Source organism: Marinobacter sp. RI1 (assembly GCF_041155085.1).
Lineage (GTDB): Bacteria > Pseudomonadota > Gammaproteobacteria > Pseudomonadales > Oleiphilaceae > Marinobacter > Marinobacter nauticus.
This window is the reverse complement of the sequence record NZ_AP031605.1, coordinates 1,387,191-1,400,701: the sequence shown is the minus strand read 5'-3', so window position 1 is coordinate 1,400,701 and position 13,511 is coordinate 1,387,191. Positions and strand designations below refer to the sequence as shown.

Here is a 13,511-nt window from a genome sequence, read left to right as displayed (position 1 = left end):
TCCCTCAGAAAGGCTGGAAATCCGATAGACGGTAGGAGAATTCATCGTCTGCGATCAATGGGCTACCGTCCACTTCCAGCCGTACCGGGAACCCATAGCGTTGATCGTACTCAGCGACCAGGGTTTCTGCACTGTGCCGGGCTTTATCAATAACACCCAACAAACCATCAATGGTCAGGCGCCTGGGGTCCAGAATATCCGGATGGTTGATCGGCTGTTCCAAACCTTCAACATCGATCACCGTTCCCTCGCGCACAGTAACTCGCATGGGCTGGAGCAGGTCGGGAGGACAGAAACAGGTTTGCCACACCGTAACCTCGTAACTGTCGATACCATGGGCTTGCCAAACGGCCTGAGCCTGTTGAAAATCCAGCACCGGGGTATTGTCTTTGCCGGCGCCGGCGCAACCCGCCGCCAGCAATGACACCACCAGCACCAGGCCTGTGCAGGTTATCTGACGTTCCACCACCGCCTCCTTCTGACGATCACGGCCGTCAGAGCAACCAGCAACCACCCCGCGCCCAGGCCGCCACCGCCACCGGATGAATCGCCACCCTGGTCTTCGTCGGTCGAGGTTTCCTCGAGCTCCGGCATGATTGCCGGAACCGTCTCACTGCTGGCAAACTGACCACCGTTGATAGCAACCAGTCGGTATTCGTAGGTATAACCCGCCACCGGTGTCTCATCGACATAGCTCTCGGTACCGTAAGGAACCGTTGCCAGCAACTGCCACGGGGTATATTCAGTTCCTGTACGGCGGCGTTCAATCCGATATCCGGTCTGAGGACCAGCATTCTCGGTCCAGGCCAGCAGTACACGGCCCGCCTCGGCCACAGCGGTCAGCCCCTCGGGAGCAACAGGGGCGTTGTTCCAGCTTATGCTCGCTGAATTGCCGGGCAATGAACGCACGCCCTCCAGCACGGCCACCACGCGATAGGCATACTCACCAGTCGCGATCAAAGACGCATCTCGGTACTGATTCGTGCCCGCAGACAAGGTCACAGACAGGTCGGAATAGGCGGTCTCGCCAGGGGCCATACGTTGCACAACATAGCCAGCTTCTGTGGTCTCGCTTGGTTGCCATTGCAGAAACGCACTCCGGGCCTCCGGTGTCACCACCAGGTCACCAGGTGCCGCAACCGCGGTGGGCGTCACCTCAAAACGGCTTTCCAGCGTATTGTTGGCCGGCTGCAAATCCAGTACTTCACCACTCAAGCTGATCAGGGAGACCCGTTGATTCAGGGTCAGATTGGCTTCGGTGCCTGAATATGCCTGAATCGCGAGCTGGTGTCCCTGAGCATCGGGGATAAGATCGGAACAGCTATAGGACCGGGATGAGATCTCGCAAGGCACACTGTCAACGGTGACCATCTCCAGCCGGGTGTCTTTGCCCGACAGTTCGCCCGTCACTTCCAGCCGGTCTGCATTTTCAGAAGCGCTCTGATAGCCAATATCAAAAAAGGCCTGGAACTGGCTCTGTCCCGGTACCCTCTCAGGATTTGTTGTTACTGCCGTGAGCATGGTATCGGCCGGAAAATTGAAGCACTGTTCCAGCGCCGGTTGCTGGTTAATGGTATTAATCAGGTTGGTTTCAGAACACGACGAAAACCGGGTCGCATCCGGGTTTGCCCAGGGGCTCATGATGAATCCGGTCGAACAGCTGTTCTGCTGCTCATCATGATTGGCACCGAAATTATGACCGAGCTCATGGGCAACGACGACGGCGGTCAGCACGTTGGAGTCAAACGCATTGGTGACGCCGGTACCGTAACCGTTGCCATCACACAGAGTGCCCACCCAGGCCAGCCCGGCCGTGCTTCCATCAAAATCCCTTCCGCTCACCAGATGCAACAGGGCGCGCCGATTCTGCTGAAACGGAAGATTACCGCCGGCCACCTGCGTCTGCACATCATCCAGCAGATCATTCGCTGAAGTGGATGTAGTGAAGGTATTCGTCTTCAGGAAAGTAAGACTCAGGGTGTCCAGGCCAATACCAAACTGCTCGAAATAGAACCCTTCCACCAGATTCAGAATACTGACGGCCCGGTCCTGGAAATCATCGGGGAAACGTTGCTGGAATTCGAGATCGAACACCACCTCCAGCTCCAGCAGCAGGCAGGCTCCTTCTACCCGGCTGTCGCAGAGGCTGTCGTAGCTCGCAGACACCGCCTGCGCCATCATTGGCGTAAGAACACGATCAGGAGCAATAACGGCACTGCTGTGTACATGGTCAACACCGCAGCTGGGAGCGACATCAAACCCAAAGCTCTTAGTGACCAACTGCTGACTGTCCTGCCGGCCACCAATCACATGCATACGCCCAAACAGGTAGGCCATACCTTCCCAGCCATTCTGCAGGCGAGACACCCTTACCCAGCTGTCCGGGTCGACCGCCACCTTACCCTGGAAGTGGCGGCCCGAGGCGAGTGCCTGGTGCGCCCCCAGGGCTGAGACCAGCCGATTGTTGGCTTGCAGCTCAACTTCGTAATCCTGGCCATCTATCCACAACTCCAGTGACTCCGAAGCACTGGCATGAATTGAAAACAACAACAGCCAGACATGAACCAGTATCGGGAAAAGGTACAGCAAACGTCTCACGGGCGAATCCTTTTCTGTTAAGGCAATTGGAATTCGCGCAAACTAATAGGCTTGGCAGGGCGAGACCAGCCCGAACCAGTAACAATCTGCATTTATGAGAGACATGTCCCGCATGAGGGTTCGAGTGGTTAACAGGTCGGCACTCTTGTTATGCATGGTGCTTGTATTTTCATTTTTTCTTCCACCGCAATTGTTGCAGTGGCAACCGGACACAATCACATCCGGACAGTGGTGGCGCTTGTTTACGGGTCACCTGGTTCACCTGAACGTGAACCATCTCCTGTTGAATCTGGCAGGCGTGCTCATTCTCGCTCTTCTGTTCCCACGCTTCCTGCCTGCCGACAGGTTACTCTGGATCACACTGCTGATGGCCGCAGCGATCTCCCTGGGGCTATTGTCGCTCCGGCCAGACCTGGCCAGCTATCGAGGATTCTCCGGCTGTATCCACGGCCTGGCCGCAATTCTGGCAATGAGAGGGCTGAAAACGGATCGCTGGTTTTCCATCACACTGCTTGCAGCACTGTCCGTGAAACTTGTATTGGAAGGCGTTGGACTGGACCGTTCCGAGACCACGGCCCTGATTGGAGGGCCGGTAATCTGGGAGGCCCATGCACTGGGTTTCGCTTCCGGACTGCTGATTGCCGGAGCCGGCTTTATCCGGCGCCGAACGCCAAAGCAATCATCACTGGAATAAAACCGAGGGCAAACAAGGTACTAAGCAACGTAGTACCCGCTGCCTGCCTGGGTGAGGCCTCCAGCAAAGTCGCAATCACCACGGTATTGGCGGCAATCGGTGTGATGGAAATCAGGAAAATGGCCTGATGCACCGCCGGCTCGTAGATTCCCAGAAGCGCTGAATCCACCCACCAGAACACAATAGCCACCAATGGCCAGATCACAAACTTGCCGAAAAATGCCAGCGCCGTGAACCGAGGGTTGCCGGCCAGCCCCCGGAAGCTTGTAATGCCCATGCCGATAATCATCATACCTAGAATGCTGTAGGCACCTCGCAGGTTATCAAACAGCGGCACGAAAATATCCGGAATGCCTATCCCGGCCAGATTCAGGACCACCGCTGCCAGAAAGGCATACACCGAAGGCAGCTTAAGCACCCGCCACAGTGCATCCTTGATGCTGTACCGGCCCCTTGCGGCAAGATAGAAGCCAACGGAATTCTCAAAAAGCGTCGTACCCAGCATACAGACAATATAAAGCCCCAGCCCCTCTTCCCCGAACAAAAGCAATGCGACTGGCACCCCGAAGTAACCGGTGTTACCCGAGCCTACGCACAGGGGAATTATGTTTGCACTGCCATCGGACAGCGCCTTTTTGGCCAGTTTCAACTGAACCAGCCCCAGTACCGATGACGTTCCGAAAACAAGGAAGGGGAGCAGAATCACCTCAGGGCTCAGCGGCGCCGCCATTACGCCGGAAAACACCACTGACGGTGTGACGATGTAGAGCATGATGCCGGCTATATGTCGGCCACTGGCTTCCAGGAACCGACCCGCTATCCAACCCAGTGCAACGGTGACATAAAGCGGAAGAAGTTTAAGCAGCAGGGCCAGGGCGGCAGACATGATCTCTCCGGGCGTAAAACCTTGAAAATACAACCAGCGGGGCAGTCTACCACCTACCCATCAAGAGGTAACTCCCCAGCGCAATAGAGAAACCCGGGATCATCTTTGATAATCATCAATAGCATTAGGGATGCATCTTTATATCCTAGTGGGGCAGTCAGGTATTCGTAACAACCAAGGAGAGAGACCAATGGCCGAGCGCTTTACCAAAAGCATGGCCAGGAACATATATCTGGGGGGAAGTGCCTTCTTCGTCCTGCTGTTCCTGGCCCTGACTTTTGACACTCAGCTGCGTGCTATGCCCGAGCGGGATAACCGCGACGAGCTCACCGAACAGGTGGTGCGCGGCAAACATCTGTGGGAAGAGAACAACTGTGTCGGTTGTCATTCCATCATGGGCGAAGGCGCTTACTTCGCTCCCGAACTGGCCAACGTGTTTGACCGCCGTGGCGGCGGTGATACTGAGGTCTTCAAGGCATACATGAAAGCCTGGATGAACGCCATGCCCACGAATATTCCGGGCCGGCGCCAGATGCCGGATTTCAATCTGAGTGATTCCGAGATCGAAGACCTGGCCGCTTTCCTGGAGTGGACATCCAAGATCGACGACAACGGTTGGCCACCCAACATCGAGGGGTAAGGGAGCAGATATGAAATACGAATCTCAAAGGGTCGCCATGCCCTACTTCATCTTTGCCCTGATTCTGTTTGCCGGCCAGATTGTGTTCGGCCTGATTCTGGGTCTCCAGTACGTTGTCGGTGATTTCCTGTTTCCGGAAATTCCTTTCAACGTTGCGCGGATGGTGCATACCAACCTGCTGATTGTCTGGCTGCTCTTCGGCTTCATGGGCGCCACCTACTACATGGTTCCGGAAGAAGCCCAGACCGAACTGCACAGCCCCCTGCTGGCGTGGATTCTGTTCTGGGTGTTCGCGGCAGCCGGCACGCTGACCATCCTGGGGTACCTGTTTGTGGACTACGCGACCTTGGCAGAAGTCACCATGAACAAGTTGCTACCCACCATGGGCCGGGAGTTCCTGGAGCAACCCACGATAACCAAGATCGGTATCGCCGTGGTCGTGGTGGCGTTCCTCTATAACATCGCCATGACCGCGCTGAAAGGCCGCAAGACCGTGGTCAACATCGTGCTGATCACCGGCCTGGTAGGCCTGGCCGTATTGTGGCTGTTCTCCTTCTACAACCCCGGTAACCTGGCCACCGACAAGTACTTCTGGTGGTTTGTGGTCCACCTGTGGGTAGAAGGCGTGTGGGAACTGATCATGGGTGCCATCCTGGCCTATGTGTTAATCAAGCTCACCGGTGTAGACCGCGAAGTGATCGAGAAGTGGCTGTACGTGATCATCGCCATGGCGCTGATTACCGGCATCATCGGTACCGGGCACCACTTCTTCTGGATCGGGCCGCCCGAATACTGGCTCTGGTTGGGTTCTGTGTTCTCTGCACTGGAACCGCTTCCGTTCTTCATGATGGTGGTCTTCGCCTTCAACATGATCAACCGTCGCCGCCGCAACCACCCGAACAAGGCCGCGATGCTGTGGGCCATGGGTACAACTGTCATGGCATTCCTGGGCGCCGGCGTGTGGGGCTTCCTGCACACCCTGGCTCCGGTGAACTGGTACACCCATGGTAGCCAGATTACCGCAGCCCACGGCCACATGGCCTTTTATGGCGCCTACGTAATGATTGTACTGACCATCATTTCCTACGCCATGCCAATCATGCGCGGTCGCCCCTACGGCAACAGCAATACCGCCCAGATTGTGGAAATGTGGGGCTTCTGGCTGATGACCATCTCCATGGTGTTCATCACCCTGTTCCTGACCGCTGCCGGCGTCCTGCAGGTTTGGCTGCAGCGTATTCCGGAAAGCGGTGAAGCGCTGTCCTTCATGGCAGGCCAGGATCAGATCGCCCTGTTCTACTGGATGCGATTTGTCGCCGGTGCCTTCTTCATGGCCGGCCTGGTGGTGTACTTCGGTAGCTTCTTTATCAAGGGCGAAGCGAGCCCGGCTGAGGAAGTCCGGGGGCCTGCCACGGCAGACGCATGATAAAGCCTGATCGCCGGGGCCTTCGGGCCCCGGCAGATTCCCGAGATCCTGGACAACCTCTGTGCATGCGCAAACCGTCAACCCGAAAAACACCCTTCAGCAGAAGCGCCTGATTACCCGCAGCGCTTTCTTCCTGCTGTTTTTGTTTGCGCCCGTACTCAATATTTTTCGTTATGACCTGACCGAAACCCGATTCATTCTGTTGGGTTTTCCCCTGTCGTTTAACCTTAATCTGGACTGGGTCGCCCAGAGCACCCCGGCCGAGGTGGCTGGCCAGATTCTGTTCTGGTTTGTATTGCCCATCCTCGTGCTGGTACCACTGGTGCTCTGGATTGCCTTCAAGTGGGGCCGCCTGTATTGCGGCTGGCTGTGCCCGCATTTCTCCGTGGTGGAAGCCATCAACGACGTGATGACCCGCATAACCGGCCGCCCAACCCTCTGGGAAGCCCTGAAAAAAGGCAGCACGGGCAAAGCCATTCACTGGGCCGGCCTGACCCTGGCGTGCGCGCTCATTGGTTTTTCCTGGGCCCTGGCACTACTTTCATACCTGCTGCCACCCATGCCCCTGTATACCGACCTGGTGACCGGCCAACTTGGCCTGTACCCGGGCATTTTCCTCGCGGTAGCCACCGCGGTGTTCACCTTTGATTTCCTGTTTGCCCGGCACCTCTTCTGCAAATACGGCTGCGCAGTGGGACTGGTACAAAGCATTGCCTGGATGACCAACGGCAAGGGTCGGGTAGTGACTTTCGACACCAAGCGCGCTGCCGCCTGCCGCGATTGCACCAAGGCCTGCGACGAGGCCTGCCCCATGCGACTGCCCACCCGCAGCCATAAGCGGGCGAAATTCAGCTGTACCCAGTGCCTGCAGTGCGTGAGCGCCTGCCGGGAAGTACAGAAAGACAACCCCGAAGGCTCCCTGCTGACCTGGGAGCCCGGCGAACCTGGCAAACAGACCGTACTGATTCCTGTGCGCCAGGTGGAATCCACCCCGCGACAATCACGGGCCTGAACGACGAGGACACGAGATGGAAGAGTGGGTCGGACTGAAATGGCACGACTACGTAACCCGCCAGGCCATGGGCGAATTCCCCGAGTATGCCGTGCATCTGAAAGACGAAGCCCGCACACTCGGTGTCATGTTCCGGGCCATGGGCGGAGACCCTGCGCTGAGTCTGGTGACTGCTGAGCCCCGGCATTTCCAGATTCGCCGGCGATTCCTGCAAAAGCTGGCTGGCACCCACCGCAAATTTGAACTGGCCTGGCGCGATGAAGAAAGCCTGCGCCTGCCAGACAGACTGGCCCTGTTCCCATCCCGCAAAGTGAACCGGGAGCTGTACCTGTGGCTGGCGGCTCTGGCTTCACTCGGCGAAATCCACCATCACAGCTGGCTGCACGGCAATCAGGCCATGGTGCAGGAACTGCTGAGCCGCTGGCCGGGCCTGGAGCCCATGTACCAGCGGCTGGTAAAACACACGCTGCAGTGGCGCCCAGAACCAGACAGCCTGCGTGGCAACGAAGCCAGGCGCGAGGCGGCCATTCGTCAGGCCCTGATTCACCCGGGCAGCGTAGACGACCTGCCAGAAGCCCTGACCGACCCCTGGCCGGTGGTACTCTGGCTCTACCCGGTGCTGGGCCGGGGCAAACTCAAAGGCCAGATCATTGGCGACGACAACACCATGTCCAAATCCGGTGGCCTGGCTAAAAAACGGAAACGCAGACGTGCCGAACGCGTGGACGCGTTCGACAAGGATCAGGGGCTGATGCTGTTTCGACTGGAAAGCCTGTTTTCCTGGTCTGAATTCATTCCCATCGACCGCGCCGGCGATGACAGCGAAGAAGAAGACGCCGACGCCGTGGCCGACGACATGGACATGATTTCCGTCTCCCAGGACCGTCGCGAAGCCTCTTCCGCCATTAAGTTCGACCTGGACCTGCCCTCGGAAGAAAACGACGACCTGCGCCTGGGCCCGGGCATTCATCTGCCGGAATGGGACTGGCGCCGCCAGGATTACCGGGCAAAATTCTGCTGCCTGCAGCCACTGCTCAGCAAAGACGCCACGCCCTCGCCGCTGCCAGCGCACCTGAATCGCTCCGCCCGGACCCTGCGCCGCCAGTTCAGCGCGCTGAAACCTCTGCGCCAGTGGGAACGCCGGCAGCTGGAAGGGGAAGAGCTGGACCTGGACGCATGCCTGGAACGCATGGTGCAGCACAAACGCGGCATTGGGGAAGTGGATCAGAAGCTGTTCCGCCAGTGCAAGCAGAACCAGCGGGACCTGGCCTGCCTGGTGCTTACGGATATTTCCCTGTCGACCGATACCTACATCAATAACCACCAGCGGGTGATCGACATTGCCCGGGATGGCCTGCAACTGCTGAGCGAGGCGCTCACCGCCAGCCGTGACCCGTTTGCCCTGTTTGCCTTCTCCTCAAGGCGGCGGGACCACATTCGCTTCCACCACATCAAGAGTTTCGACGAGCCTTACAACGACACCACAAGAGGCCGTATCCAGGCCCTGGAACCGGGCTACTACACCCGTATGGGCGCCGCCATCCGTCAGTCCATAAAACTGCTACAGACCCGGCCAGAGCACCAGAAAATCCTGCTTCTGCTGACCGACGGCAAACCCAACGACCTGGACCTGTACGAAGGTCGCTACGGCGTGGAAGACACCCGCATGGCCGTACAGGAGGCCCACAAGGCAGGGCTGACACCGTTCTGCGTGACCATCGACGAAGAAGCCAACGAATACCTGCCCTACGTGTTCGGCAGCAGCAACTTCGTGGTGATCAAAGACCCGACCCAACTGCCCGGTCAACTACCCAAGCTATACATGAACCTGACCCGTTAACGGAGAACGCAATGGCTGATGCTCACGCCGCCCACAGGCGGCATCTGCCCGGTGACATCGCGGTATGGTTTTTCATCTTCGCGGAGCTGGCCGTGTTCGGCATCCTGTTCATCGGCTACGGCGTGGCCCGAAGCCTGGACCCGGCCACCTTCTCCGCCGGCAAGGAGGCCCTACATCCCTGGACCGGACTGATCAACACCATTGGCCTGATCACCGCCAGCTACCTGGTCGCCCTGTCCGTTCATCGCCTGCGGGACCGAAAAGCCGGCACAACTGCCCTGCTCTGGGCCGCCATCGCGGCCTCGTCTGTTTACACCTTCGGCAAGCTCTACGAATACGCCGATCTCTACGCCAACGGCTACAACCTGGGCACCGACACCTTTTTCATGTTTTATTTCTTCCTGACGTTCTTCCACTTCATGCACGTGGTGCTGGGCCAGATCATCCTCGTCGTGCTGGCGGTAAAGGTGAAAAAAGGCGACTACAACGGCGACGACATGAACGGCATGGAGTCCGGCGCCTCCTACTGGCACATGGTCGACCTGGTGTGGCTGGTGCTGTTCCCGATGCTCTATGTCCTGGCCTGAGGAGACTTTCTGATGCTAGTGGTCTATATCGCGCTGATGATCTGTACGATGACGCCAGTTTTGGCCTTGCAGGCCGGTGCGGACATGTCGGTTTTGGTCTGGCTGGTGTTTGGGCTGGTGATCGTAAAAGCGGTTTTACTCGTTGATCACTTTATGGAAATGAAACATGCCCCCTGGGGCTGGCGTATGGCAGCTCAGGGCTGGGCGGTTGTCGTTGTCTCGGTTCTGGCAGGAATTCACCTGGCAGGCTAATAGCACACGCCGCGGAATCCCGTGAGAAGGATCGAACGGCGGGGTCGGGTAGGTCCTGCCTTGCACCAAACCTCAAGTTACAACAATCGCCGCGGAAACATAGGCGGCTTGTTGCCGATTGCCTGAGCCAGGGAAATCATTCCCCAGAGTACGAACGACGTGTGCAGCACCACTGCCCAGACGATTGCGTAAGTCCAGAACAAACCGGTGTTGCCGTAAATAAACCAGCAAACAGCAACCCCCGAACTGATCAGCATAGCTCCCAGTATCGACATATAAACCGCCGCCTTGCTATGAGCCCGCCGCAACGCATGCGCATCACCGGACTTCATGGCAATCGTCATCAAGACAACGAAGCCGATAATCGGCAACGCCAGCAGGTTCAGCAAATACCAGATAACCGGAGCAATCGCCCCGGGCGGTTCAGTCTTCGGACTGCCCGAATACGGCATACACCACCTCCATCAGTGCATTCACAGTCACCGCATCATCCGACAGCGGCTCAATCATCCCGGCCCGGCAGGCCTCGATGTGGGGCATACCGGATGCGATCAGGTATGCGGTGTGAATCAGCAGGCGAGTAGACGCTGCTTCTTCCAGATCGTGGTCTTTCAGCTTACGCAACGAGGTTGCCAGCCCCACCAATTGCTTCGCCAGGTCGGCATCGCAACCGGACTCCTCCTGCACGATGGTCTGCTCCACATCCGGCGTCGGGTAATCGAAGCTCATGGAGACGAACCGCTGCCGGGTGCTGGGCTTCATGCCCTTCAGCAGGCTCTGGTAACCAGGATTGTAGGACACCACCAGCATGAATCCAGGGGCGGCTTTCAGCAGCTCTCCGGTGCGCTCGATGGGTAACTCCCGGCGGTCGTCCGCCAGCGGGTGCAGTACCACCGTGGTATCCTTTCGTGCTTCCACCACCTCATCAAGGTAGCAGATTCCGCCTTCCCGCACCGCCCGGGTCAGCGGGCCATCCTGCCAATAGGTGCCGTCCGGACCGATCAGGTGCCGGCCAACCAGATCAGAGGCGGTAAGGTCATCGTGGCAGGCAACGGTATAGACCGGTCGACCAAGCTTCTCCGCCATGTAACGGACGAAGCGGGTTTTACCACAACCGGTGGGGCCTTTGATCAGTACCGGCAGACCGTTTTCGGCGGCGGCGGTGAACAGTTCGACTTCATTGCCGGCGGGTTGGTAGAAGGTCATAAACAGCTTCCTTTTATGGCTGGGAATCGGGCGTGGCAAAGCCGTGCACCCATTCCGGAAAAAGATTGAATATCTGGCGATCGTCGCTGCGCTTCAGCTGCAGCAATGCCTTCAGACACGGCTGCAATTCAGGATTCGCGCTGTCTGTTTTAGCGTTGGCATACCAGCCAGCACCACGGACCGGCTCGCCCTGCCAGGTGATGGCCAGGCCCTGGGATTCCAGAAACGGCGTAACCAGCCCAAGTTCAGAGACCGATGCATGGGTGTTGTTATGCAGCAACAAACCCAGGGCCGAGTTGAAATCCCCCGCTTCGTATCGCTGGCCCGGTTTCGGGGTTACACCCACCGAGGCCAAAGCTCGCAAAGCCAGACGACCGGATACCGGATCGCTTCCAGCGACCAAAGACACATCCCGGTCGTCCAGTTCTTCCAGCGACCGCACCCCAGCAGTTCTACGGGTTACCCAGACCGGAACGGGGTAGTTGCCAAAGGCATTGACGGCGTCCAGCACACGCCGGTTATCAGAACCATCGGGCCGGTAAACCAGGTCACTGTCGCCGGCCCGATTGAACAGCAGCTCGGCCTCACAGTCCCGGGCCTCGAGATAGCGCTGCAACCGATAACTGGCGACCGTGGTTGAGCGCGCCTCCGTCATCACCTCAACCCGCACGGAACCATACTCCTGAGCCGCGCCTGCGTTACTGGCCAGCATCAGAAACAGCCAGGTGCCGATCGCTGGTTTCATCTCAAAGACCCAGCTGATGCGCCCGGTTGGTAAAGAAGATTCCGGATGGCTTCCGCGCCGGCAGGGTAGCCACCTCTTCAAGAGTACGGGTGTTATAGACAGTCACCCGATCACTGTCCCGGGAAGAGACCCATACTTCCTCACCACGCGGGGTGAATTCCATGTGCAGTACGGACTTGCCCGGCTCCAGGGTGCGAATGATTTCCCGGGTGCGGGAATCAATCACCTGCACCACATCGTTCTTCGGGTGGGCAAAGCTGACCCAGATCTGGCGGTTGTCCGGACTGGCCATCACAAACACCGGCTGGCCCTGCACCGGAATGCGCTGCACCATGCTCCAGTCTTCCATCTCCGCCACCAGTACTTCGTGGCGACCGACGGCCGGCACAAAGGCATAACCGTCGGCGATGGCCCAGCCCTCCAGATGCGGCATCTTGTACACAGGCAGGCGCTGCTCACCCTTGCCGTAACCCGGCAGAATGGTCTGTGCGCCCTGTGCCGGCTCCCACAGATCCACCATCGACAAGCCGTCTTCCCCGAACAGGCCGGCAATGTAGAAGCGGCCATCGGGAGTGATAAGGGCGTCGTAGGGTTCTTTGCCGGCGTCATGGCGCGATACGCCGGGCGGATTACTGTGCATATCCACGGTCCAGATTTCACCGGCCTCGAACAGGCTGAACACAAACTGGTTGCCCGGGGCATCCACCAGGCCCACCGTCTTGGACTGATCCTGCTCGCCCTGGGCGTTGGTGTAAAACGCCGGAATTTCCGCCACGGTATCCAGGGTCTCACTGTCGAAAATGTTCACGCCACCGGGCTCGTAATTGGATACCGCCACGTAACGGCCGTCCTGCGAAATAGCCCCGCCGATGCTGTTACCGGACTGGATCACCCGGTCAGTCACCGTGCGGGTTAGCAGGTCGACTTTGGTGAGCCCGCCATCACGACCAAAGACATAACCGTATCGGGCATCCCGCGAGTACACCACTGAGGCGTGAGACAAATCGCCCAGCCCTTCTACCCGGCCCAGGATTTCGTGTTCGGAGTGGTCAACCACCAATACCGAGCCTGTGGCCCGTTCGATGATCAAACCCAGGTCACCTGTGCCGCGAAGCTCAACAGGCGGAGATGCCGACAGGGATTGGCAGCCGGTGGTCACGGTGGCGGCGATGATCAGTGCAATCGGTGCAAACAGACGTTTCATCGTGGGTCCTTCGGTTATCGGCTTCGGGAAGAATCGACTTCGGGAGCAATCAAGGCGCCGGATTTCAGCTGCCTGCTGATCCAGGCAATTTCCTGGTCGCTCAGCAGAGCTTTCCAGGGTGGCATGGCCGTACCGGGAACGCCCTCCCGAATGATGGCGGCAACGGCTGTCTCTGGCAGGGCTTCGATATCCTCAGGCCGTAAGGGCGGGCCAAGGCCACCTTTCAGTTTCAGACCATGGCAGGAGCCACAATCCTGAATGACAAAATTGGCCAACTCATCCTCGGTTTCCGGTGCCCCGGCAACGGCGCCTGCCGACAGCATCAGTGCGGTAGCCAATACACCCACTTGCCAGCATACGCCCAGTGCGGACCGTTTCATCAGCGCTCTCCTGAAGGATCACAGTCATGCTGCAATCCCAA

Annotated in this window: 15 protein-coding genes; 7 read left to right on the top strand and 8 right to left on the bottom strand. The window is 58.3% G+C overall.

Features of this window, described 5'->3' with window-relative positions; translation table 11 throughout:
* Nucleotides 1–4 precede the first annotated feature (4 nt).
* Both ACAM27_RS06240 and ACAM27_RS06235 read right to left on the bottom strand, forming a co-directional pair.
* Nucleotides 5–466, bottom strand: a complete 462-nt coding sequence (locus tag ACAM27_RS06240; RefSeq protein ID WP_369612707.1) for a DUF6174 domain-containing protein — start codon at nucleotides 464–466, stop codon at nucleotides 5–7.
* Nucleotides 451–2,598: a M12 family metallo-peptidase gene (locus tag ACAM27_RS06235; RefSeq protein WP_369612706.1), complete on the bottom strand. Its 2,148-nt coding sequence runs from the start codon at nucleotides 2,596–2,598 to the stop codon at nucleotides 451–453. The genes ACAM27_RS06240 and ACAM27_RS06235 overlap by 16 nt, the downstream gene beginning before the upstream one ends.
* Before the next feature lie 94 nt (nucleotides 2,599–2,692).
* Between ACAM27_RS06235 and rrtA the strand changes: the two genes are divergently transcribed.
* Entirely contained in the window at nucleotides 2,693–3,292 is a 600-nt protein-coding gene (gene rrtA / locus ACAM27_RS06230; protein WP_011786554.1) for a rhombosortase, read from the top strand.
* Here the strand turns inward: rrtA and ACAM27_RS06225 are convergent.
* Complete coding sequence (locus ACAM27_RS06225; RefSeq protein ID WP_011786555.1) at nucleotides 3,252–4,178, bottom strand: AEC family transporter; 927 nt, start codon at nucleotides 4,176–4,178, stop codon at nucleotides 3,252–3,254. The genes rrtA and ACAM27_RS06225 overlap by 41 nt on opposite strands.
* A gap of 190 nt (nucleotides 4,179–4,368) precedes the next feature.
* Between ACAM27_RS06225 and ACAM27_RS06220 the strand changes: the two genes are divergently transcribed.
* The 6 genes from ACAM27_RS06220 to ACAM27_RS06195 all read left to right on the top strand — a co-directional run bounded on the left by ACAM27_RS06220 (nucleotide 4,369) and on the right by ACAM27_RS06195 (nucleotide 9,935).
* The gene (locus ACAM27_RS06220) at nucleotides 4,369–4,818 is read left to right on the top strand and encodes a cytochrome c (RefSeq protein WP_022990832.1); all 450 of its coding nucleotides are present in this window, start codon (nucleotides 4,369–4,371) and stop codon (nucleotides 4,816–4,818) included.
* A gap of 10 nt (nucleotides 4,819–4,828) precedes the next feature.
* On the top strand, nucleotides 4,829–6,244 hold the full coding sequence (locus ACAM27_RS06215) for a cbb3-type cytochrome c oxidase subunit I (protein WP_011786557.1): 1,416 nt from the start codon (nucleotides 4,829–4,831) through the stop codon (nucleotides 6,242–6,244).
* 61 nt (nucleotides 6,245–6,305) lie between these two features.
* The gene (locus ACAM27_RS06210) at nucleotides 6,306–7,256 is read left to right on the top strand and encodes a 4Fe-4S binding protein (protein ID WP_014422478.1); all 951 of its coding nucleotides are present in this window, start codon (nucleotides 6,306–6,308) and stop codon (nucleotides 7,254–7,256) included.
* A gap of 16 nt (nucleotides 7,257–7,272) precedes the next feature.
* On the top strand, nucleotides 7,273–9,096 hold the full coding sequence (locus ACAM27_RS06205; protein WP_369612705.1) for a nitric oxide reductase activation protein NorD: 1,824 nt from the start codon (nucleotides 7,273–7,275) through the stop codon (nucleotides 9,094–9,096).
* Nucleotides 9,097–9,107: 11 nt separating this feature from the next.
* Entirely contained in the window at nucleotides 9,108–9,683 is a 576-nt protein-coding gene (locus ACAM27_RS06200) for a cytochrome c oxidase subunit 3 (RefSeq protein WP_014422480.1), read from the top strand.
* A gap of 12 nt (nucleotides 9,684–9,695) precedes the next feature.
* Complete coding sequence (locus tag ACAM27_RS06195) at nucleotides 9,696–9,935, top strand: cytochrome C oxidase subunit IV family protein (RefSeq protein ID WP_011786561.1); 240 nt, start codon at nucleotides 9,696–9,698, stop codon at nucleotides 9,933–9,935.
* 77 nt (nucleotides 9,936–10,012) lie between these two features.
* On the opposite strand, the gene ACAM27_RS06190 is transcribed toward ACAM27_RS06195, so the two are convergent.
* Genes ACAM27_RS06190 through ACAM27_RS06170 form a run of 5 tightly spaced genes read right to left on the bottom strand, consistent with a single transcriptional unit; the run spans nucleotide 10,013 to nucleotide 13,470 of the window.
* Nucleotides 10,013–10,387 (bottom strand): hypothetical protein, encoded by a 375-nt coding sequence (locus ACAM27_RS06190; RefSeq protein WP_041655032.1) that lies wholly within the window; start codon nucleotides 10,385–10,387, stop codon nucleotides 10,013–10,015.
* Complete coding sequence (locus ACAM27_RS06185) at nucleotides 10,359–11,141, bottom strand: CbbQ/NirQ/NorQ/GpvN family protein (RefSeq protein WP_022990826.1); 783 nt, start codon at nucleotides 11,139–11,141, stop codon at nucleotides 10,359–10,361. Before ACAM27_RS06185 ends, ACAM27_RS06190 begins: the two co-directional genes overlap by 29 nt.
* A 13-nt stretch (nucleotides 11,142–11,154) precedes the next feature.
* Entirely contained in the window at nucleotides 11,155–11,886 is a 732-nt protein-coding gene (locus ACAM27_RS06180) for a hypothetical protein (RefSeq protein WP_369612704.1), read from the bottom strand.
* 1 nt (nucleotide 11,887) lies between these two features.
* On the bottom strand, nucleotides 11,888–13,090 hold the full coding sequence (locus ACAM27_RS06175) for a cytochrome D1 domain-containing protein (protein ID WP_369612703.1): 1,203 nt from the start codon (nucleotides 13,088–13,090) through the stop codon (nucleotides 11,888–11,890).
* 14 nt (nucleotides 13,091–13,104) lie between these two features.
* Nucleotides 13,105–13,470 carry a cytochrome c gene (locus tag ACAM27_RS06170; protein ID WP_023008601.1) on the bottom strand — a complete coding sequence of 122 codons (366 nt, stop codon included), beginning with the start codon at nucleotides 13,468–13,470 and terminating at the stop codon, nucleotides 13,105–13,107.
* Nucleotides 13,471–13,511 lie beyond the last annotated feature (41 nt).

What these genes read in the sequence shown, in the direction of transcription:
- rrtA (WP_011786554.1), top strand. Translation starts at nt 2,693, where the DNA reads ATGAGAGACATGTCCCGCATGAGGGTTCGAGTGGTTAACAGGTCGGCA.
- ACAM27_RS06225 (WP_011786555.1), bottom strand. Translation starts at nt 4,178, where the DNA reads ATGTCTGCCGCCCTGGCCCTGCTGCTTAAACTTCTTCCGCTTTATGTC.
- ACAM27_RS06220 (WP_022990832.1), top strand. Translation starts at nt 4,369, where the DNA reads ATGGCCGAGCGCTTTACCAAAAGCATGGCCAGGAACATATATCTGGGG.
- ACAM27_RS06215 (WP_011786557.1), top strand. Translation starts at nt 4,829, where the DNA reads ATGAAATACGAATCTCAAAGGGTCGCCATGCCCTACTTCATCTTTGCC.
- ACAM27_RS06205 (WP_369612705.1), top strand. Translation starts at nt 7,273, where the DNA reads ATGGAAGAGTGGGTCGGACTGAAATGGCACGACTACGTAACCCGCCAG.
- ACAM27_RS06200 (WP_014422480.1), top strand. Translation starts at nt 9,108, where the DNA reads ATGGCTGATGCTCACGCCGCCCACAGGCGGCATCTGCCCGGTGACATC.
- ACAM27_RS06195 (WP_011786561.1), top strand. Translation starts at nt 9,696, where the DNA reads ATGCTAGTGGTCTATATCGCGCTGATGATCTGTACGATGACGCCAGTT.
- ACAM27_RS06190 (WP_041655032.1), bottom strand. Translation starts at nt 10,387, where the DNA reads ATGCCGTATTCGGGCAGTCCGAAGACTGAACCGCCCGGGGCGATTGCT.
- ACAM27_RS06185 (WP_022990826.1), bottom strand. Translation starts at nt 11,141, where the DNA reads ATGACCTTCTACCAACCCGCCGGCAATGAAGTCGAACTGTTCACCGCC.
- ACAM27_RS06180 (WP_369612704.1), bottom strand. Translation starts at nt 11,886, where the DNA reads ATGAAACCAGCGATCGGCACCTGGCTGTTTCTGATGCTGGCCAGTAAC.
- ACAM27_RS06175 (WP_369612703.1), bottom strand. Translation starts at nt 13,090, where the DNA reads ATGAAACGTCTGTTTGCACCGATTGCACTGATCATCGCCGCCACCGTG.
- ACAM27_RS06170 (WP_023008601.1), bottom strand. Translation starts at nt 13,470, where the DNA reads ATGAAACGGTCCGCACTGGGCGTATGCTGGCAAGTGGGTGTATTGGCT.